The organism is Ectothiorhodospira sp. BSL-9 (assembly GCF_001632845.1).
Classification (GTDB): Bacteria; Pseudomonadota; Gammaproteobacteria; order Ectothiorhodospirales; family Ectothiorhodospiraceae; genus Ectothiorhodospira.
Genome location: NZ_CP011994.1, coordinates 127,697 through 145,230, shown reverse-complemented (window position 1 = coordinate 145,230; position 17,534 = coordinate 127,697). Strand labels below are relative to the sequence as shown.

Annotated in this window: 19 protein-coding genes; 8 read left to right on the top strand and 11 right to left on the bottom strand. The window is 63.3% G+C overall.

Annotated features, from left to right (window positions below; translation table 11 throughout):
* Positions 1–44 precede the first annotated feature (44 nt).
* The 4 genes from rbfA (at position 45) to pnp (ending at position 3,888) form a co-directional block, all read left to right on the top strand.
* Positions 45–440, top strand: coding sequence for a 30S ribosome-binding factor RbfA (gene rbfA, locus ECTOBSL9_RS00675; RefSeq protein ID WP_025280954.1), 396 nt, complete (start codon positions 45–47; stop codon positions 438–440).
* Positions 437–1,357: a tRNA pseudouridine(55) synthase TruB gene (gene truB / locus ECTOBSL9_RS00670; RefSeq protein WP_063463446.1), complete on the top strand. Its 921-nt coding sequence runs from the start codon at positions 437–439 to the stop codon at positions 1,355–1,357. Before rbfA ends, truB begins: the two co-directional genes overlap by 4 nt.
* A gap of 115 nt (positions 1,358–1,472) precedes the next feature.
* A complete protein-coding gene (rpsO, locus tag ECTOBSL9_RS00665; protein ID WP_025280956.1) occupies positions 1,473–1,742 on the top strand; it encodes a 30S ribosomal protein S15 in 270 nt (89 codons plus the stop codon).
* A gap of 55 nt (positions 1,743–1,797) precedes the next feature.
* Positions 1,798–3,888, top strand: a complete 2,091-nt coding sequence (gene pnp / locus ECTOBSL9_RS00660; RefSeq protein ID WP_063463445.1) for a polyribonucleotide nucleotidyltransferase — start codon at positions 1,798–1,800, stop codon at positions 3,886–3,888.
* A gap of 87 nt (positions 3,889–3,975) precedes the next feature.
* Here pnp and ECTOBSL9_RS00655 read toward each other — a convergent pair whose 3' ends face one another.
* Complete coding sequence (locus tag ECTOBSL9_RS00655) at positions 3,976–4,383, bottom strand: cytochrome b5-like heme/steroid binding domain-containing protein (RefSeq protein ID WP_240481018.1); 408 nt, start codon at positions 4,381–4,383, stop codon at positions 3,976–3,978.
* A gap of 268 nt (positions 4,384–4,651) precedes the next feature.
* Between ECTOBSL9_RS00655 and ECTOBSL9_RS00650 the strand changes: the two genes are divergently transcribed.
* Complete coding sequence (locus ECTOBSL9_RS00650; protein WP_063463443.1) at positions 4,652–4,846, top strand: hypothetical protein; 195 nt, start codon at positions 4,652–4,654, stop codon at positions 4,844–4,846.
* A gap of 84 nt (positions 4,847–4,930) precedes the next feature.
* On the opposite strand, the gene ECTOBSL9_RS00645 is transcribed toward ECTOBSL9_RS00650, so the two are convergent.
* Both ECTOBSL9_RS00645 and ECTOBSL9_RS00640 read right to left on the bottom strand, forming a co-directional pair.
* Positions 4,931–6,331 carry a sodium:alanine symporter family protein gene (locus ECTOBSL9_RS00645; protein WP_240481095.1) on the bottom strand — a complete coding sequence of 467 codons (1,401 nt, stop codon included), beginning with the start codon at positions 6,329–6,331 and terminating at the stop codon, positions 4,931–4,933.
* 92 nt (positions 6,332–6,423) lie between these two features.
* Positions 6,424–7,383: a hydrolase gene (locus tag ECTOBSL9_RS00640; protein ID WP_063463441.1), complete on the bottom strand. Its 960-nt coding sequence runs from the start codon at positions 7,381–7,383 to the stop codon at positions 6,424–6,426.
* A gap of 136 nt (positions 7,384–7,519) precedes the next feature.
* Between ECTOBSL9_RS00640 and ECTOBSL9_RS00635 the strand changes: the two genes are divergently transcribed.
* The 3 genes from ECTOBSL9_RS00635 (at position 7,520) to ECTOBSL9_RS00625 (ending at position 10,672) form a co-directional block, all read left to right on the top strand.
* The gene (locus ECTOBSL9_RS00635; RefSeq protein WP_063463440.1) at positions 7,520–8,197 is read left to right on the top strand and encodes a class I SAM-dependent methyltransferase; all 678 of its coding nucleotides are present in this window, start codon (positions 7,520–7,522) and stop codon (positions 8,195–8,197) included.
* 65 nt (positions 8,198–8,262) lie between these two features.
* Positions 8,263–9,717, top strand: coding sequence for a circularly permuted type 2 ATP-grasp protein (locus tag ECTOBSL9_RS00630; RefSeq protein WP_063463439.1), 1,455 nt, complete (start codon positions 8,263–8,265; stop codon positions 9,715–9,717).
* 4 nt (positions 9,718–9,721) lie between these two features.
* Positions 9,722–10,672, top strand: coding sequence for an alpha-E domain-containing protein (locus tag ECTOBSL9_RS00625; protein WP_063463438.1), 951 nt, complete (start codon positions 9,722–9,724; stop codon positions 10,670–10,672).
* A 33-nt stretch (positions 10,673–10,705) separates the two neighbouring features.
* Here ECTOBSL9_RS00625 and ECTOBSL9_RS00620 read toward each other — a convergent pair whose 3' ends face one another.
* The 8 genes from ECTOBSL9_RS00620 to ECTOBSL9_RS00585 form a co-directional block, all read right to left on the bottom strand.
* Positions 10,706–11,515, bottom strand: a complete 810-nt coding sequence (locus tag ECTOBSL9_RS00620) for a proteasome-type protease (RefSeq protein WP_063463437.1) — start codon at positions 11,513–11,515, stop codon at positions 10,706–10,708.
* Positions 11,516–11,587: 72 nt separating this feature from the next.
* Positions 11,588–12,400, bottom strand: a complete 813-nt coding sequence (locus ECTOBSL9_RS00615) for a hypothetical protein (RefSeq protein ID WP_063463436.1) — start codon at positions 12,398–12,400, stop codon at positions 11,588–11,590.
* Positions 12,397–12,939 carry a hypothetical protein gene (locus ECTOBSL9_RS00610; RefSeq protein WP_156500006.1) on the bottom strand — a complete coding sequence of 181 codons (543 nt, stop codon included), beginning with the start codon at positions 12,937–12,939 and terminating at the stop codon, positions 12,397–12,399. The genes ECTOBSL9_RS00615 and ECTOBSL9_RS00610 overlap by 4 nt, the downstream gene beginning before the upstream one ends.
* A gap of 98 nt (positions 12,940–13,037) precedes the next feature.
* Positions 13,038–13,340 carry a high-potential iron-sulfur protein gene (locus ECTOBSL9_RS00605; protein WP_063463435.1) on the bottom strand — a complete coding sequence of 101 codons (303 nt, stop codon included), beginning with the start codon at positions 13,338–13,340 and terminating at the stop codon, positions 13,038–13,040.
* Positions 13,341–13,585: 245 nt separating this feature from the next.
* Positions 13,586–14,068: a DUF3833 domain-containing protein gene (locus tag ECTOBSL9_RS00600; protein WP_063463434.1), complete on the bottom strand. Its 483-nt coding sequence runs from the start codon at positions 14,066–14,068 to the stop codon at positions 13,586–13,588.
* A gap of 32 nt (positions 14,069–14,100) precedes the next feature.
* Complete coding sequence (locus tag ECTOBSL9_RS00595; protein WP_063463433.1) at positions 14,101–15,330, bottom strand: cyclopropane-fatty-acyl-phospholipid synthase family protein; 1,230 nt, start codon at positions 15,328–15,330, stop codon at positions 14,101–14,103.
* Positions 15,330–16,139, bottom strand: coding sequence for a DUF1365 domain-containing protein (locus tag ECTOBSL9_RS00590; RefSeq protein ID WP_371258990.1), 810 nt, complete (start codon positions 16,137–16,139; stop codon positions 15,330–15,332). The genes ECTOBSL9_RS00595 and ECTOBSL9_RS00590 overlap by 1 nt, the downstream gene beginning before the upstream one ends.
* Positions 16,136–17,479, bottom strand: a complete 1,344-nt coding sequence (locus tag ECTOBSL9_RS00585) for an NAD(P)/FAD-dependent oxidoreductase (RefSeq protein ID WP_063463431.1) — start codon at positions 17,477–17,479, stop codon at positions 16,136–16,138. Before ECTOBSL9_RS00585 ends, ECTOBSL9_RS00590 begins: the two co-directional genes overlap by 4 nt.
* Between the last annotated feature and the right edge of the window lie 55 nt (positions 17,480–17,534).

Here is a 17,534-nt window from a genome sequence, read left to right as displayed (position 1 = left end):
GAACCGACGTCACGCCATGGCATCCAACGCCCGGGGTTTTTGACATGCCCAAAGATTTTTCACGTTCACAACGAGTGGGCGACCAGATCCAGCGGGAGCTGGCCGAACTGATCCGCGAGCAGGTCAAGGATCCCCGTGTGGGCATGCTGACCCTCTCGGGGGTCGAGGTCAGTCGTGATCTGGCCCATGCCAAGGTCTTCTTCACCGTGCTGGGGGATCAGGACGCCATCGAGGGAACCACCCAGGGCTTGCGTCAGGCGGCCGGGTTCCTGCGTCGCGAACTGGGTCGTCGAATGCGCATCCGCACCGTGCCGGAACTGCATTTTCGCTACGATGATACCCAGGAGAAGGGGGCCCGGCTGTCGGCCCTCATTGATGAGGCGGTAGCCAGCGACCGCGCGCGCCATCCGGATGCCTCCGACGACAAAGATCCTCAATGAGCAAACCGAAAATCCAGCGCCGTGACGTCCACGGCCTGATCCTGCTGGACAAGCCTCAGGGATACACCTCCAACCAGGCCCTGCAGCGGGTGAAGTACCTGTTTCGGGCCCGCAAGGCAGGCCACACCGGCAGCCTGGATCCCCTGGCCACCGGCCTGTTACCCCTGTGCTTTGGTGAGGCCACCAAGGTCTCCGGGTTTCTGCTGGATGCCGACAAGCGCTATCACACTGTCTGCCGCCTGGGGCAGAAAACCCTGACCGGCGATGCCGAGGGGGAGGTGATCGACACCCGGGCGATCCCCGCTCTGGATGACGCGCAGATCGAGTCGGTCCTGGCCCGGTTTCGCGGGCCTATCGAGCAGATTCCGCCCATGTACTCGGCGCTCAAGCATCAGGGCCAGCGGCTGTACGATCTGGCTCGCAAGGGGCAGGAGGTGGAACGACCGCCCCGACCGGTGACCATCCATGACCTGCGCTGCCTGGATTACGATGACGACACTCTGACCCTGGATGTCGTCTGCTCCAAGGGCACCTATATCCGCACCCTGGTGGAAGATATTGGCGAGGTGCTGGGCTGCGGCGCCCATGTGATCGCCCTGCGACGCATTGGCCTGACGCCCTTCGAAGATCCGCAGATGGTCACCCTGGAGCAGATCGAGGCCCTGGCGGAGCAGGGCCCGCAGGCCCTGGATGAGGCCCTGAGGCCCCTGGATGAAGCCCTGGTCCACTGGCCGGCGGTCACACTGGATGCCGATAGTGCCTTTTACCTGGGGCAGGGGCAGGCGGTGTTTGTGCCTGGCCTGACGCATCGGGGTCACCTGCGGCTATACGGCCCCGGGGATCGCTTCCTGGGGGTGGGTCGGCTGCTGGATGATGGCCGGGTGGCCCCCAAGCGGCTGATTGTCCAGCCCACCTGATCACGCCATCCCACTGCCCCCTGTTCTGAAAAGGGGGGCATGATAGAATCGCGAGCCTTCAGAAAAGAATGCAGCGGCCCCGTTTGGCCGGATCCCATCCCAGGAGTTTTCAAGAATGTCCCTGAGCAGTGAAGTGAAGTCCGAGATCGTTGAGAAGTACAAGCGCGACGCCGCCGACACCGGTTCCCCGGAGGTTCAGGTGGCGCTGTTGTCCGCGCGTATCCAGCACCTGATGGGGCACTTCTCCACGCACAAGAAAGATCATCATTCCCGCCGTGGTCTGTTGAAGATGGTCAACCAGCGCCGCAAGCTGCTGGACTATCTCAAGAGCAAGGATCAGCAGCGCTATCAGGATCTGGTCAGCAGCCTGGGTCTGCGCCGCTAAGTACCTGGCAACGCCCTTGCCGAGTCCACTCAGAACAAGCCAACCGGGATACAACGTGCAGTCAATTACCAAGTCGTTCCAGTACGGTCAGCATACCGTCACCCTCGAAACCGGCGAGATCGCCCGTCAGGCCACCGGCGCCGTCATGGTCGATGTGGCCGGTACCGTGGTGCTGGTGACGGCCGTAGGCCGCAAGGAGGCCGTGCCGGGGCGCGATTTCTTCCCCCTGACGGTCAACTATCAGGAACGGACTTACGCAGCAGGGCGTATCCCCGGCGGTTTCTTCAAGCGCGAGGGGCGGCCCTCCGAGAAGGAAACCCTGACTTGTCGCTTGATCGACCGCCCCCTGCGGCCCCTGTTTCCCAAGGGCTTCACCAATGAGGTGCAGGTGGTGGCGACGGTCATGTCACTGAACCCGGAAGTGGACCCGGATATCCCGGCCTTGCTGGGAGCCTCCGCTGCGGTGGCCCTGTCGGGCATGCCTTTTGCCGGCCCCATCGGCGCTGCCCGGGTGGGCTATCAGGATGGCGAATACCTGCTGAACCCCGACATCACCCCGCTGAAGGATTCCCAGCTGGATCTGGTGGTGGCCGGTACCCAAAATGCCGTCATCATGGTGGAGTCTGAGGCGACCGAGCTCTCGGAAGAGGTCATGCTGGGCGCCGTGATGTACGGTCATGAGCAGATGCAGGTGGCCATCAACGCCATTCGCGAACTGGCTGCCGAAGCTGGCAAGCCTGCCTGGGACTGGCAGCCGCCGGAAGAGGACAAGGACCTGCGCACCCGCGTGGAAGAGGCCTGCCTGTCGGATCTGACCGCCGCCTACCAGATTGCCGAAAAGCAGGAGCGGACCGCGCGCATCAAGGAATTGCGTGATGAGGTGAAGGCCCGTCTTGCCGATGGTGAGGAAGGCTCCCCCGAGGCTGACGAGATCAAGGAAGTCTTCCACGATATCGAGAAGCGCATCGTGCGCAACCTGGTTCTGGACGGTAAGCCGCGCATCGACGGTCGCGATACCACCACCGTGCGCCCCATTGGCGTGCGCGTGGGCGTGTTGCCTCGTACCCACGGCTCGGCGCTGTTCACCCGGGGTGAAACCCAGGCCATCGTCACTGCGACCCTGGGCACGGATCGGGATTCCCAGATCATCGATGCCATCGAGGGCGAGCGCCGCGAGCGCTTCATGCTGCATTACAACTTCCCTCCCTACTGCACCGGTGAGACCGGCATGGTGGGCACGCCCAAGCGCCGCGAGATTGGTCATGGCCGTCTGGCCAAGCGGGGCGTGCAGGGTGTGATGCCGGCAGACGAGGACTTCCCCTATGTGCTGCGGGTGGTCTCGGAGATCACCGAATCCAACGGCTCCAGTTCCATGGCCTCGGTCTGCGGCACCAGCCTGGCGCTGATGGATGCCGGCGTGCCCCTGAAGGCCCCGGTGGCCGGTATCGCCATGGGTTTGATCAAGGAGCAGGACCGCTTCGCGGTGCTGTCCGACATCCTCGGGGACGAGGATCACCTGGGTGACATGGACTTCAAGGTGGCTGGTACCGAAGACGGTGTCACTGCGTTGCAGATGGATATCAAGATCGACGGCATCACCCGCGAGATCATGGAAAAGGCCCTGGGCCAGGCCCGCGAAGGCCGGCTGCATATCCTGAAGGAGATGGGCAAGGTCATTACCACGCCTCGCGGCGAAATGTCCGCTTATGCGCCGCGTTTCATTACCCTGCGCATCAACCCGGAGAAGATTCGGGACGTGATCGGCAAGGGTGGCGCCACCATCCGTGCCCTCACCGAGGAAACCGGTGCCACCATCGATATCGACGATTCCGGTGTGATCAAGATCGCCTCGGTGGACAAGGAAGCCGGCGAGGAGGCCAAGCGCCGCATCGAGGAGATCACCGCCGATGTGGAAGTGGGCCGGGTCTACGAGGGTCGCGTTGCCAAGATCATGGACTTCGGCGCCTTTGTCACCATCCTGCCCGGTCGTGATGGCCTGGTGCATATCTCCCAGATCTCCGAAGAGCGGGTGGAGAGTGTGTCGGACAAGGTGAAGGAAGGCGAGACGGTCAAGGTGAAGGTGCTGGAAGTGGACAAGCAGGGCCGTATCCGCCTGAGCATGAAGGCAGTCGGTCAGGGCGAGTAGGTTTTCCCTCCGCAGTGGTGCACGCGAATCTCCCTTCTCCCCTCCGGGGAGAAGGGCCGGGGATGAGGGGCGGGGCGCCCCCGAGGTTCAGTCTTGCTCCCCATCTGCCGATAGCTCCGACTCACTCTTCCCCTCAAGAATACCGATCAGATAATCCTCCAGCAGGATCTCCGCGGCGGCGCTATGGGGTGCCCCGTAACCCTTGGTCTCCCAGGCCTTGGTGGACTCCCGTCCGCACCAGTGCAGCACCATCGCAGGAGGGCCCGGGTGGCGTGGCAGATAGTCGGTGATGTCATACACCTTGCCATGAATCGCCTTCCAGCAATCCTCCGGCTGATCATGTTGTGCCAGTTCCTCCCGGGTGATCACCGGCAGTGCCTCGTCCGCCTCATCGGCCATCGTTGCAAGAGGGGAGACGAACAGTGTTGTCCCGAGGAACGCAGCCAGCCCCCATTGACGGGGAGAGACGAAAGGGGCGAAGCGGGTCGAGGGCATGGAGTCATCCTTTGGGCGGAAACGTTTCAGGAGATGGGAGCGGCTGGGCATCGCCACGAGCCGTAGTCCAACCCCTATAACATAAGGGATCTGACCCGCACCTGAATAGAAACCGGCCGCGCTGGAAGGGGCGATTCAATGATCCCGGACAACGATGAAGCGGGCTGGATTCGCGCAAGCCCATGTTCTCAGCTAGCATTCTGGGTCGGATGACATCCGTCCTGAACGGCGGCGCGGAGCGCGCTGCCCCGGCAATGAGGTTGCAGACGTGCGAATCGGTATCGGTATCGGTGTATTTCTGGTGGGTCTGACCTGGCTGTTGATGCGAGCGGGCAATATTCCGCTGGAGATGAGTGGCCTGGGTGTAATCGGTTACCTGAGTCCTGCCCTGCTCGTGATTGTGTTGGGTCTGGGGATCTTTGCCTGGGGCCCGGGCAGTGAGGCCGAGACCTCCAGCGATTGAGGGTGAACTCGTGAGCCACCCTGCCTGCTCCTTGCAAGGCCTTCCGGTAAGGCCCGTGGGGAGCAGGCAGGGGCCAGGTTTGCCTTACCCGCTACCCTTGTCGTCATCCGACCCCTTGCGGGCCGCCATGGCCTTCTCACGTTCTTCCTTCATGTACTGAACCTTCTCCTTGGCCAGCACACCGGCCAGCAGCACCAGGGCGATCAGGTTGGGCGCTGCCATCAGGCCGTTGAGGGTGTCGGAGACATCCCAGACGGTGGTCAGCCCGCCGATGGCTCCAAGGAACAGGAAGCCCACGAAGATGATCCGGTAGGGCAGGATGACCCGCTTGCCGAAGGCGTACTCCCAACTCTTCTCACCGTAGAAGTTCCAGGTGAGCATGGTGGTGTAGGAGAACAGCACGATGGCCATCAGGACGATCCAGCCGCCCAGGCCCGGCAGGCCGCTGGCGAAGGCGCTGCTGGTGAGTTCCGCGCCGGTCTGCCCGGTCTGAATCACGCCGGTCACCAGGATCACCAGGGCCGTCATGGTGCACACCACCAGGGTGTCGATGAAGACCTCCCACATCCCCCACAGACCCTGAGCATAGGGCTTGTTGCGGGCCTGGGCGTGGACGATGGAGGCCGACCCCAGGCCCGCCTCGTTGGAGAAGATGCCCCGGGCAATGCCATAGCGAATGGCACCTGCCACGGTGGCACCGGCAAAGCCGCCGATGGCCGACGCCGGGGTGAAGGCACCCGCGAAAATCTGCGCAAATGCTCCGGGGATCTGGTCGTAAAAGCTCACCAGGATGCCGATGGCGCCGATCACATAGATCAGGGCCATGGTGGGCACGATGCGCTCGGCGGTCACGGCGATGCGCTTGATGCCCCCCAGGGTGACCAGGCCGACGAAGAACATGACCACCAGGCCGGTCACCCAGTTGGGCACGCCCATGCTGGTCTCCAGGGCATGGGCCATGGTGTTGGCCTGCACCATGTTGCCGATGCCAAAGGCCGCCAGGCCCGCCAGGAAGGCATAGAGCAGGGCCAGCCATTTCCATTTCTTGCCCAGGCCGTACTCAATGTAATAGAAGACCCCGCCCGAAACCCGGCCGTCCGACTCCATCTGGCGGTATTTGAGGCCCAGCGTGGCCTCGGCCAACTTGGTGGCCATGCCCACCAGGGCGACGATCCACATCCAGAACACGGCCCCCGGTCCGCCAAGGGCGATGGCTGTGGCCACCCCGGCGATATTGCCCACCCCGATGGTGGCCGCCATGGCAGAGGTGACGGCCTGAAACGGTGTGATGGCCCCCTTCTCCACCTTCTGGTCGCGACGGAAGAGGGTTCCGAACGTGCGTCGCCAGGCGAAGAAGAGATGGGTGAACTGGAAGAAGCCAAGCCGGATGGTGAGGTACAGCCCCGTGCCCACCAGCAGGATCATGAAAGGAGGGCCCCAGACGATGTTGTTGACCCAATCGTTAACCGCGAGAAGTCCCTGCATCATGGTGTGTTGCCTCCCCTGTCGGGCGGGTGGTGATTGCGTTCGTTTTTTTGACCAACCTCAAGGACAGTTTAATGGCTGTTCATCAACTCTCAAGCACCCGTTGCCAGGCTGCCTTGCAACCAACGAGGCACACGGCGCTCCAGCCAGTAGCTGCCCCAGCCCTCCATGAAGCCCACATGCCCCCCATGGCGCGCCAGTTCCAGGTTGACCGAGGACGACAGCTCCGCTTCGGTGGGGATGACATCCGGGCTCATGAAGGGGTCGTCGACCGCATGCAGGATCAGGGTGGGGACCTGGATGCCACGCAGGTACTGTCGGCAACTGCAGTGCCCATAGTAGTCGTCCACATCCTTGAAACCATGCAGCCGGGCGGTGACGGCATCATCGAACTCCCGAAAGGTGCGCAAGCCTGGCAGATTGGTGCAGTCGATGGGAAGGGCCATGCGGCTGCATTTGGCCTGGGTGGAGCGCTTCAGTCGCCCCACCAGGTAGCCCTGGTACAGGCGCGACAAGCCTTTCTCCATGCGTCGTGCGGCCTTGTCCAGGTCGAAGGGCACGGAGATGGCCACCGCCGCCGACAGGGGGCTGGCGTTGCCCGTTTCGCCCAGCCATTTCAGCAGCGCATTGCCGCCGAGGGAGACACCGATGGCCGCCACCGGCCGCTCGGGAAACCGCTGGGTCAGTTGTTCCACCACCCAGGCCATGTCCCCGGTATCGCCGGCAAAATAGCTGCGGGGCAGACGGTTGGGTTCGCCGCCGCAGCCGCGAAAGTGCATGGTCAGGGCCTGAAAGCCCTGGTCGTGCAGCCGGTGCATCAGCCCCGCAGCATAGGGGGAGCGACTGGATCCCTCCAGGCCGTGAAACAGGATCACCAGCGGGCCATCTGCGTTGGGCGCCCAGTCCAGATCAAGGAAATCGCCATCGGGCAGTTCCATGCGCTCGCGGCGCAACGGGATCGAATGACGAGGGCGCAACAGGTTGGGCAGGATGGTTTGCACATGGCTGCCCCGCAACCAGCGCGCCGGGTGAAAGTTGGCCTGCGTGATCATGGTCGTTGTTTTCTCGGTTGGGCTCGGGGAAGCGTGGTTGACTCCCGGTGAATGGTCGTTTTATCGAGCGGGTCACTTGAAAGTGAAGACACTAGTCGTTAAAACAGGTGCATAATCCCATATTGGAAAGCATCTCATGGATCTCTCCTCGATCAAGAGCGCCTACCGGCGCTATGCGAGATATTACGACGCCGTGTTTGGCCCCATCTTCGCGGGTGGCCGACGCCTGGCCATGGAAATGGTGAACGCGGAACCGGCGCCACGCGTCCTCGAGGTAGGAGTGGGCACCGGGCTGTCCTTGCCCGATTACCGGGAGGATGCCCGGGTGGTGGGTATCGATGTGAGCCCGGAGATGCTGCAGATCGCCAAGCAACGCGCCGAGGAGGGGCAGCTCAAGCAGGTGGAAGCGCTCCTGGAGATGGACGCCGAATGCCTGGCCTTCGCCGACGACAGTTTTGACTGTGTCGTGGCCATGTATGTAGCCTCCGTGGTGCCCAATCCCGACAAACTCATGCGGGAGATGCAGCGGGTGTGTGTCCCCGGTGGGGATGTGCTGGTCATCAACCACTTCGCCTCCAGTCACCCTGTGGTGCGCCGGGTAGAGCGGGCCCTGCGGCCCCTGTCACGCCTGGTGGGTTTCAGGCCCGACATGGAGCTGGATAGCCTGCCCGAGCTTCCCGGGCTTAACCGTGTGGGCGTGCACAAGACCAACCTGTTCGGTTACTGGAAGCTGGTGCATTACCGAAATGGCGAGGCGCCGCTGGCGGAACCGGAGCAGCCACTGACACCTCGCGCGGCGGATCAGCCCGGCTGATCCCGTTCGCTATCTGCTCGTCGTCCCCGTTGGGGACGACGGACCCACCCATTCAAGAGTCCCTTATGAGCATCGACTGGAAGGCGTACGACCCCAACGGATTTTACGATGAGCTCATCAGCGCCCCGGGCGTTTCACGCCCGGCGGCCCAGACCCTGACCGATTATCTGCGATCCCTCGGCGACGCCGAGATACACGAGCGCAAGCAGGCCGCCGAGCATGCCATCATGGAGATGGGCATCAGCTTTACGGTGTACACGGAAGGCGGGAACATTGACCGCGCCTGGCCCTTCGACATCATCCCCCGGATCATCCCGCAGAGTGAATGGAGCCGCGTGGAGGCCGGGCTGCGCCAGCGCCTCACGGCCCTGAATATGTTCATTAACGACATCTACAATGAACAGCGCATCGTCAAGGACAAGATCTTCCCGGCCGAGGTGCTGGCCCAGTCCCGTAACTTCCGCGAGCAATGCCGGGGCATCCAGCCCACCCACGGGGTATGGGCGCATATCTGTGGTTCCGACCTGGTGCGTGATGCCGATGGCAGCTTCTATGTGCTGGAGGACAACCTGCGGGTGCCCTCGGGCGTGTCGTATATGCTGGAGAATCGTCAGGTCACCAAGCGGGTGTTTCCGGAGCTGTTCGAGAATTACAGCATTCAGCCTGTGGACGAATACCCCTCCCAGCTCTTTGACATGCTGGCCAGCCTTTCGCCCCGACCCCTGGATTATCCCGAGGTGGTGGTGCTCACGCCGGGGATCTACAACTCCGCCTATTTCGAGCACGCCTATCTGGCCCAGCGCATGGGGGCAGAGCTGGTGGAAGGGGCCGACCTGGTGGTGGGCGATGATGACTGCGTGTACATGCGCACCATCGACGGTCTGGAACGGGTGGATGTGATCTATCGTCGCATCGACGATCTGTTCCTTGATCCGGAGGCCTTTAACCCCGAATCCAGGTTGGGCGTGTCCGGGGTGATGCGGGCCTGGCGCGCCGGTAACGTGGCCCTGGTGAATGCTCCGGGGGCCGGCGTGGCCGACGACAAGGTGGTGTACGCCTTCGTGCCCAAGATGATCCGCTACTATCTGGACGAAGAGCCGATCCTGCCCAACGTGCCCACCTATCTGTGCATGGACGACAAGGAGCGGGAACACGTGCTGGCCAACCTGGATCAACTGGTGGTCAAACCGGCCAACGAGTCGGGAGGGTATGGGATGATCATCGGCCCCCACGCCACGCCCACCCAGCTGGAGGAGTTTGCCGAGCTCATCAAGCGCGATCCGCGTAATTACATCGCCCAGCCCACCCTCAAGCTGTCCACGTCACCCACGCTATGTGACGGACACCTGGAGCCCCGACACCTGGATCTTCGCCCCTTCGTGCTTCAGGGGGTGCGCACGGATGTGACCGCGGGAGGTCTTACACGGGTTGCCCTGCGCAAGGGGTCCCTGGTGGTGAACTCTTCGCAGGGGGGTGGCAGCAAGGACACCTGGATCGTTGACACGGATACCCGGGACTGAATACATGCTTTCACGCGTCGCAGAACGGCTTTACTGGATGGCCCGCTATATCGAGCGGACCGAAAACACGGCCCGTATGGTCACCGCCTTCAACCATCTGGCCCTGGACATGCCCTATCAAACCCGGGTTTCCTGGGCCGGGCTGGTGTCCATCACGGGGAGTGAGGCGATATTCGAGGAGCGCTACCCCGAGTACAACGAGGCCAATGTGGTCAAGTTTCTCCTGGGTGACCCCGCCAACCCGGGATCGATCCTCAATGCCCTGAACAGCGCCCGGGAGAACGTGCGCACCACGCGGGATCGGGTGCCCACCGAGGTGTGGGAAACGGTGAACGAACTGCATCTTTATGCTCGCTTCAACCTGGATGCGGGGGAGGGCAAGCGGGGGCGTTATCGCTACCTGTCCCAGATCCGCAGCCGCTGTCAGCAGATCACCGGGATGCTGGCGGGCACCATGAGCCATGACCATGCCTATGATCTGATCAAGGCCGGGCGCAATCTGGAACGGGCGGACATGACGTCACGTCTGCTGGATGTGGGCGCCGTGGGGTTGCTGGCCCGTGGCAAGGATGCGGACGAGGATGCCTCCCCCTTTGAGGGATTGCTGTGGATCAACATCCTCAAATCCCTGAGCGCCTTCCAGATGTACCGTCAGCATGTGCGGCGGAGGATCAACGCGGCCGATGTACTGCGTTTCCTGGTGCAGGATCCGGAATTTCCCCGTTCCATCGGTCATGCCCTGGCGGAGGTGGAACACAGTCTGGCCAACCTGCCCCGAAATGACATCCCCCTGCGCATGGCCATGCAGGTGAAGCGCCATGCCGTGGACTCCCAGGTGGACAAGCTGCTGGAGCCCAAGGAGTTGCATCGTTTCATCGATGATCTGCAAAAGGAGATGGCGGAACTGCATGGCCTCGTGGCAGAGACCTGGTTCCGCCTGGACAAGGCGGCGTGAGCCCTGGGCCAGGCGCACCCGGGCCGGCGGGGCTTAGCCGGTCCTCTTGGAGGGCTTGCGCGTACTGCGGCGGTTGACGGTGACTTCCGTGCCGCGGCGTTTGCGTCCGCGAGCAGCCTCCCAGTCGAAGCGGGGCAGGTCTCGGAAGGCGGCCTTGATGTTGTCGTCCCAGGACCGCTTCAGATCGGTGAGATAGTCGTCGTCCGCCTCCAGGCACAGGTAGTGCTCGAAAGTCAGGCTGTCGCGCTCGTAGACAATCACCTCGATGGGCGGGCCCACGGTGACGTTGGAGCGCATGGTGGAGTCGATGGACACCAGGGCGCAGCGCGCGGCGTCACCCAGGCTGCCTTCGGGGCTGATGATGCGATCCAGAATGGGTTTGCCATACTTGCTTTCGCCAATCTGCAGGAAGCGTGTATGGGACGAAGCCGTGATGAAATTGCCCTGGGGATAGACCAGGTAGAGCTCCGGTTCCTGCCCGACGAACTGCCCGCCGATGATGAACGAGGCATCGGCCCGGAATCCGGCCTTGGTGAGTGCCTCCCCATGTTTCTCCTGCTCTTCACGGTTCACCCGGCCCAGGTACTCGGCTGCGTCGGACATGCCTCGTACTGTGTGCAGGCTCTCCTCCGCGCTGTCCTCGATGTCGCGCTTGAGGCGCGCCAGCACCGCCTGGGTGGTGGCCAGGTTCCCGGCGGCGAGTAAAACGAAGACACGATCCTCCTCCACTTCGAAGGTGTGCATCTTGCTGTAGGTGCTCACCTGATCGGCACCGGCATTGGTGCGTGAGTCCGAGGCAAAAACGAGCCCGGCGTCCATGGTGATGGCAAGGCAATAGGTCATTGAGGGATGTGGTTCCTGAGCAGCGGTAAGGCATAGTAGGAGGGGGTTGCACCGGGCGTCAATGCCACAGGATCAATCCACCCGGTCCACCCGGATGAAGAGATCGGTATCCTGCCATGTGTCATGGCGTCGGGTGGTGATGACCCTGTGATCCCGTTGTTGTCCGTCATGGCTCACGCTGGACAGGGGAACCCACTCTCCCATGGGGGCAGTCAGGGTGGATTGCGCCGCCTGGCGTTCCACCCGGCCGCCGCCGGTGGGGGCCTCCCGCTCGAACACCGGGCGGATGTCCAGGCGCACCCGATCGCCCCCCATGCGTTGTGGGCGCACCAGAAAACCCCTTTCCAGATCTTCGTAATGCACGGCCTGCTCCAGGGCCATCCCACCGGGCACGCGCACCACCCGCTGGCTGCCTCGGGGGATGGATTCACCCCCGCGGATAAAGGCCACCTGACCCTCCAGCACACGCAGGCTGTGTGTCTCCATGCCCCGGTCTGTGGTGATGCGATGGATGCCGCGAATCCGGAGGTTCCCGTCATCATCGGTCTGCAGGCCCGCTTCCCGGTCCCGGACATCGCTATCGCCGCCCCGGCGCACGCTTACCCGCAGGTTGGCGGGCGCGGTGTCCAGGTCGCGTATGACGGCCTGCAGGGCGTCCAGGGTGTCGGCGTCGGTGCGCACCACCAGGCGGAAGCCCTGGCCGGTGAGGACGTCGTCCGGACCCATGAGCGGCCGCAGTAGCGGCATGAGCTCGCTGGCGGGGCGATGCTCCAGGGCGATCACCTGCGCCCGGGTTTCCTGGGCCAGGGCGCCACCCCCCATGCCCGTCAGCAGGGCGCCGAGCAGGAGGAGGGCAGGCCAGGGGGTTTTCAGGGGGTGGATCACAGGTGCAGCCGCCGCAGGTGGGGATCGGGTTCTCCCGCATCCCAGGAGAGTATGAACTGCTCACTCAAAAGCTTGGACTGCCGGGGGGCGTGAAAATTCGCCACTGCCTGATAACGCAGGGCCTGGGGCTGATGGATGAACCCCTGGCGATCGGCGACGAGAAAGGCCTCGGCACCGGAGCGCCGGCCCTGTTCCCCCATGCGGCGGACCTGAACGCGGCTGCTCAGGCGCTGGGCCAGGGCGATAAGGCGGTGGGTTGTACCCCGCAGCGGGTCGCTGTCCTGGATCAGGATGCGGATGTCCGCATGGCGACTGCTGCGGGCCAGCCGGGAGATGGGCTCCACCACCGCCGGGTTGTCGAAGATCGCCGGATCCAGGTGCCGGCTGGTAACCCAGAGGCTGCGCCGACCCTGTTCCACCATGCGTTGCACCGTCAGACGCAGCTGATCGGGCGTCTCCAGTGTGATATCGCCGTCGGTGCGACCGAGCAGATAGCGCTCCGGGTGTTCCATCAGGGGTTGAGCGGAGGTGGCGTACATGGTGAGGGCCTCCAAACGAGAAGACCCGCACGGGGCGGGTCTTGAACAGCAGGCCCACCGAAGGCGGGCGCTGCTGCAGATCGGTCATCCGGGGCTGATCAGCCGCGGGCAACCCAGGCGGTGCACCAGCCTTCAGCGGCCACGACCTTGCCGGGGAATACGGCACAGGGGCCCCACTCTTCCTGGCTGGGATCGTTGTACAGCAGGCAGTTGAGGCAGTTCTGGTCGTCAACTTCGGACTTGTGCACGTACTGCAGGGCCTGGGCCTCGGCGGATTCGGGATCCAGGCGCTCGGCGGCAGCGGCGGTGGTGGTCCAGCCCAGGCCGGCCACGGGCACGGCCACCAGGCCGGCGACACCGAACTTCAGGAAGCTTCTACGGCTAAGGTCTTGCTTTTTCATTCTCTTATACTCCTAGCGTCTCGCGATGATATCAACGGGGGCCGGCGCGGGGTTCTCTGCCCTGATCATCCGGTGATCCCGATTAAGCGGGCTGGGCCCGTCTTGCTGTCAGCCTTCGGTCACTGATAAAAATCATTCCCGATGGCCTTATCTTTATTCTGGTAAGTATCCAATAAACGGCGCCCGAGGGCTAGTCTTGGTGGGAAAATCATTCCCCCGGTGGCGGCCCCGTTGGGAGGGATTCATCACGCAGTGCTGTCACCAGCTCGCCGGAAGAACAGGGTCACTTCGCCCAGGCGGATACCGAACTTGCTCATCACCGCCCGGTTTACCAGCACGCCGTCCTCGTGCATGAACATCCAGTCGTCGAAATTGACCCGCCAGATGCGGCCGCTGATGGGCAGGCGCAGGACATAGGTGAAATTGAAGGCCTGTCCGCAGAGCTTGCCTTTGGCTGCCCCCTCCACGTCGTCGGCACGACCCTCGTAGTGCTGTGCATCCAGGCGCTTGAGGCGCCAGACGCGTCGATCCTTCTCGCCATCGTCGTAGATGAAATCCTCCTCCAGCACCAGCTCATCTCCCTCCACATGCCCCAGGATGTCCACGGTGAACTGGCGGTGCACCGTGCCAAAACGATCCTGAAACAGGCCCCAGGCCTTCACCTGACCATCGAAATAGGCCTCCAGGTCAAGGGTGGGCTTGCGGTCTTTGAATGCCTCGATCTTCATGGCTCACCTCCAGGGTGACGGCGACTGAATCATCAGGCGGGCGCTTCCAGCACGGCGTGCATCAGATCCGTGTTGCGGGAGCGGAAGCCCGCCTCGCAATAGGCCAGGTAGAACTCCCAGGTGCGCAAAAAGCGCTCGTCATAGGAGCCCAGGGAGAGAATCGCGCTGGATTGTTCCTGCACCCGCTGGTACCAGCGGTCCAGGGTGCGGGCATAATGCTCTCCATGAAATTCGCTGTGACGAAGGGTCAGCCCGGCCTTGTCCGCGCATTCGCTGAAGATATCCACCGTGGGCAGCATGCCGCCGGGGAAGATATACAGCTGAATGAAATCTGCGGCCCGGCGGTAATAGCCGAAGGCGCCTTCGTCGATGGTGATCACCTGCACGGCGGCGCGGCCTCCGGGCTTGAGGCTCTTGCGCACCGTCTCGAACCAGGTGGGCCACCAGCGTTCGCCCACCGCCTCGAACATCTCGATGGACACCACATGGTCAAACTGTTCGTTCACGTCCCGGTAGTCCTGCAGGCGCAGATCCACGCGGTCGGCCAGGCCCGCCGCCTCCAGGCGTGCCTGGGCATAGTCCAGCTGCTCCCGGGAGAGGGTGACACCGGTCACCCGGTGGCCCTGGCGGGCGGCGTATTCGGCAAAGCCGCCCCAGCCACAGCCGATTTCCAGGATGTGTGAACCGGGGGCCGCGTCCAGATGTTCCAGCAGACGGGCGTATTTGCGTTGCTGGGCCGCCTCCAGGGGTTCATCCTCCTGCTCCAGCAGGGCGCAGGAGTAGGTCATGGTCTTGTCCAGCCAGAGGCGGTAGAAGTCGTTGCCCAGGTCGTAGTGGAACGAGATATTGCGGCGGCTGCCATCGCGGCTGTTGGCACGGAACTGGTGGCGAAGGAAATCGGCCACCCGGGACCAGAAGGCGCTGTAGACCAGGCTGCGGATGTATTCCTGATTCACCGAGCCCATGGTCAGCAGGGCCTGCAGATCCGGCGTGTCCCAGTCCCCCACCATATAGCCCTCTCCCAGGCCCACCAGGCCCCGGGACAGCAGGCGCCGCAGCAGGACGCCGGGGCGGTGGATCCGGATGGTGCCACGGCCACCGGGGTGCGTGCCTTGCACCCGATGTTCGCTGCCATCGGGGCCGATCACCAGCAACTCTCCCGAGTGCAGGCCCCGTAGCCGCCGCAGCAGGAAACGCATGGCAAAGCCACCGGTGCGGGCGCCCAGGGTACGGGGCTGGGTGGGTGTCTGTTCCAGGGACATCAGTTCATCTCCTCTGAGGATGAGCTGGGCTTGCTGTAGTACTTGCCGCCTTTCCACCAGATCTTCAGGGCCTGCCAGTGAATGCCGAAGATCACCTTGAAGGTCATCAGGGGCATGGTGGCCACGGCCTTGAGAAGCTCATGGTCGGTGAGCGGACGCACATGACCGGTCTGGCTGGCGGCCAGCATGAGTTTCGACTGCTGGTATTCATGGATGAGAACACTCAGACCCTGTCCCGGTTCCGACAGCCGGAACTGATAGCGTGCATCCATCTCGATGAAGGGAGAGACGTAGAAGAGCTTGTCCTGACTGGCACGCACCGGCCAGTCCATGGGTTGATCCTGGTTGTGGAGGACATAGTGATGGCAATCCCCCAGGGTATTGCTCACTTCACAGATGATGGCCCGCAGGCTACCGTCCCGGTGCAGGCAGTAGAAAAGGCTCAGGGGATTGAAGACGTAGCCCAGCACCCGCGGGAAGGCCAGCAGGAAGATGCGACCACCGTCCAGGTCCACGCCCGCCTGGGCCAGTTGCGTCTCCGCCCAGGGGCGCAGTGGGGTGCCATCACGGGCGCCGTGGTCGCGATCATCAAGGCTCAGGAGGTTGAAGCGGTTCACTGACAACAGCCGGAGTCGCCGGTCCAGGGCATCCAGCCGGTCCACGTCCACCACCAGGCTGAAGACCCGGTAGATGAAGCGGTAATCCACGGGAAACAGCCGCCGGTGCATGACCCGGGTGCGGTAGAGGCGTCCATCCTCCATGTCCGCCAGGCCCATGGGGGCTCCGGGGTGTCCTTCGGGAGCGCTCATGACGCCTCCGTCCCGACCGCGCCGGCCGGCTGCGCCGCCTCGTCTCCGGTGGCCTCGCGGGGGATGCTCCAGGGCGGTGAGACACCCAGGCGTCCGGCCACCTGAATGGCCGAGCGCAGGCCGTCCTCGTGGAAGCCGTATCCCGTCCATGCGCCACAGAACCAGATGCGGTCGGCACCCTGCAACTCGGGGAGCTGCTTCTGGGCCTCCATGGCGCGCTGGTCGAACACTGGATGATGGTAGCGGATCTCGCGAATGATGGTCTCCTCCCGCGGCTCGATCAGCGGGTTGAGGCTCACCAGGTAGTCCTTGGATTCATCCAGGGCCTGCAGCCGGTTCATCCAATAGGTGACCGACACGGCATTGGCCGGGGCATCGGCGGAACGCTGTCGGGCCATGTAGTTCCATGATGACCAAACCCGCTTCATGCGCGGCATCAGGCGCACGTCGGTATGGAGCAGGGTGCGGTTGGGCTGGTAGGTGAAGCACTGCAAAATCCGGGATTCGGCCTCGGTGGGGTCCTCCAGCATGCCCAGCACCTCATCGGCGTGGCAGCCGAACACCACCTGGTCAAACAGGTGTTCTCCCTGGTCATCGGTGATCACCCGAATCTGCCCCTCCTGGCGCTGGACCGCCACGACCCGACGATTCGCATGCACTCCGTCGGGCAGGGCCTTGAGCATCTGCCGGACGTACTCTCGGCTGCCACCCTTGACCGTGTGCCACTGGGGGCGGTCGGCCAGGTCCAGCAACCCATGGTTGGAGAAGAAGTTGAGGAAGGATTCCAGCGGGAAATCCAGCATGCGATGGGTGGGGCAGGACCAGATGGCAGCTGCCATGGGTAGCAGGTAATCATCGCGAAACCCCGGACCATAACGCTCCTGAATCAGGTACCCGCCCAGCGTCACCTGGGGCACGTCGCCGCTCTGGAGCAGGGCCTTGCCGGTGCGGTTGAACCTGATGATATCCCGCAGCATGCGCAGGAATCGGGGGTTGAACAGATTGCGTCGCTGGGCAAACAGGGTATTCAGGTCCGAACCCGCGTACTCCAGTCGACCCCCGCCCACGGAGGCCGAGAAGGACATGTCCGTAGGCTGTGACTCAATGCCCAGATGGGCGAACAGGGCCTTGAGGTGGGGGTAGTTGCGGTGATTGAAGACCATGAACCCGGTATCCACCCCGCGAGGGCCCTGGTCTCCGGGCACATCGACGGTATTGGTGTGGCCGCCGATGTAATCATTCTTCTCGAACACTGTCACATCGTATTGTCGTGACAGCAGCCAGGCGCTGGCCAGTCCCGAGATCCCTGCGCCGATGACGGCGATGCGTTCGCGAGCCATGTGATTCCCCTAGTCCTGAAAAGGATACTTATACATTAACTGTACAAGCTTTGAT

Bases quoted from the DNA above. Each gene is read 5' to 3' on its own strand.
- rbfA (WP_025280954.1), top strand. From the start codon at position 45: ATGCCCAAAGATTTTTCACGTTCACAACGAGTGGGCGACCAGATCCAG.
- ECTOBSL9_RS00655 (WP_240481018.1), bottom strand. From the start codon at position 4,383: ATGCCCTCGACCCGCTTCGCCCCTTTCGTCTCTCCCCGTCAATGGGGG.
- ECTOBSL9_RS00640 (WP_063463441.1), bottom strand. From the start codon at position 7,383: ATGATCACGCAGGCCAACTTTCACCCGGCGCGCTGGTTGCGGGGCAGC.
- ECTOBSL9_RS00585 (WP_063463431.1), bottom strand. From the start codon at position 17,479: ATGGCTCGCGAACGCATCGCCGTCATCGGCGCAGGGATCTCGGGACTG.
- ECTOBSL9_RS00620 (WP_063463437.1), bottom strand. From the start codon at position 11,515: ATGACCTATTGCCTTGCCATCACCATGGACGCCGGGCTCGTTTTTGCC.
- ECTOBSL9_RS00625 (WP_063463438.1), top strand. From the start codon at position 9,722: ATGCTTTCACGCGTCGCAGAACGGCTTTACTGGATGGCCCGCTATATC.
- ECTOBSL9_RS00590 (WP_371258990.1), bottom strand. From the start codon at position 16,139: ATGAGCGCTCCCGAAGGACACCCCGGAGCCCCCATGGGCCTGGCGGAC.
- ECTOBSL9_RS00595 (WP_063463433.1), bottom strand. From the start codon at position 15,330: ATGTCCCTGGAACAGACACCCACCCAGCCCCGTACCCTGGGCGCCCGC.
- ECTOBSL9_RS00600 (WP_063463434.1), bottom strand. From the start codon at position 14,068: ATGAAGATCGAGGCATTCAAAGACCGCAAGCCCACCCTTGACCTGGAG.
- ECTOBSL9_RS00645 (WP_240481095.1), bottom strand. From the start codon at position 6,331: ATGCAGGGACTTCTCGCGGTTAACGATTGGGTCAACAACATCGTCTGG.
- truB (WP_063463446.1), top strand. From the start codon at position 437: ATGAGCAAACCGAAAATCCAGCGCCGTGACGTCCACGGCCTGATCCTG.
- ECTOBSL9_RS00635 (WP_063463440.1), top strand. From the start codon at position 7,520: ATGGATCTCTCCTCGATCAAGAGCGCCTACCGGCGCTATGCGAGATAT.
- ECTOBSL9_RS00630 (WP_063463439.1), top strand. From the start codon at position 8,263: ATGAGCATCGACTGGAAGGCGTACGACCCCAACGGATTTTACGATGAG.
- ECTOBSL9_RS00610 (WP_156500006.1), bottom strand. From the start codon at position 12,939: ATGTACGCCACCTCCGCTCAACCCCTGATGGAACACCCGGAGCGCTAT.
- ECTOBSL9_RS00605 (WP_063463435.1), bottom strand. From the start codon at position 13,340: ATGAAAAAGCAAGACCTTAGCCGTAGAAGCTTCCTGAAGTTCGGTGTC.
- rpsO (WP_025280956.1), top strand. From the start codon at position 1,473: ATGTCCCTGAGCAGTGAAGTGAAGTCCGAGATCGTTGAGAAGTACAAG.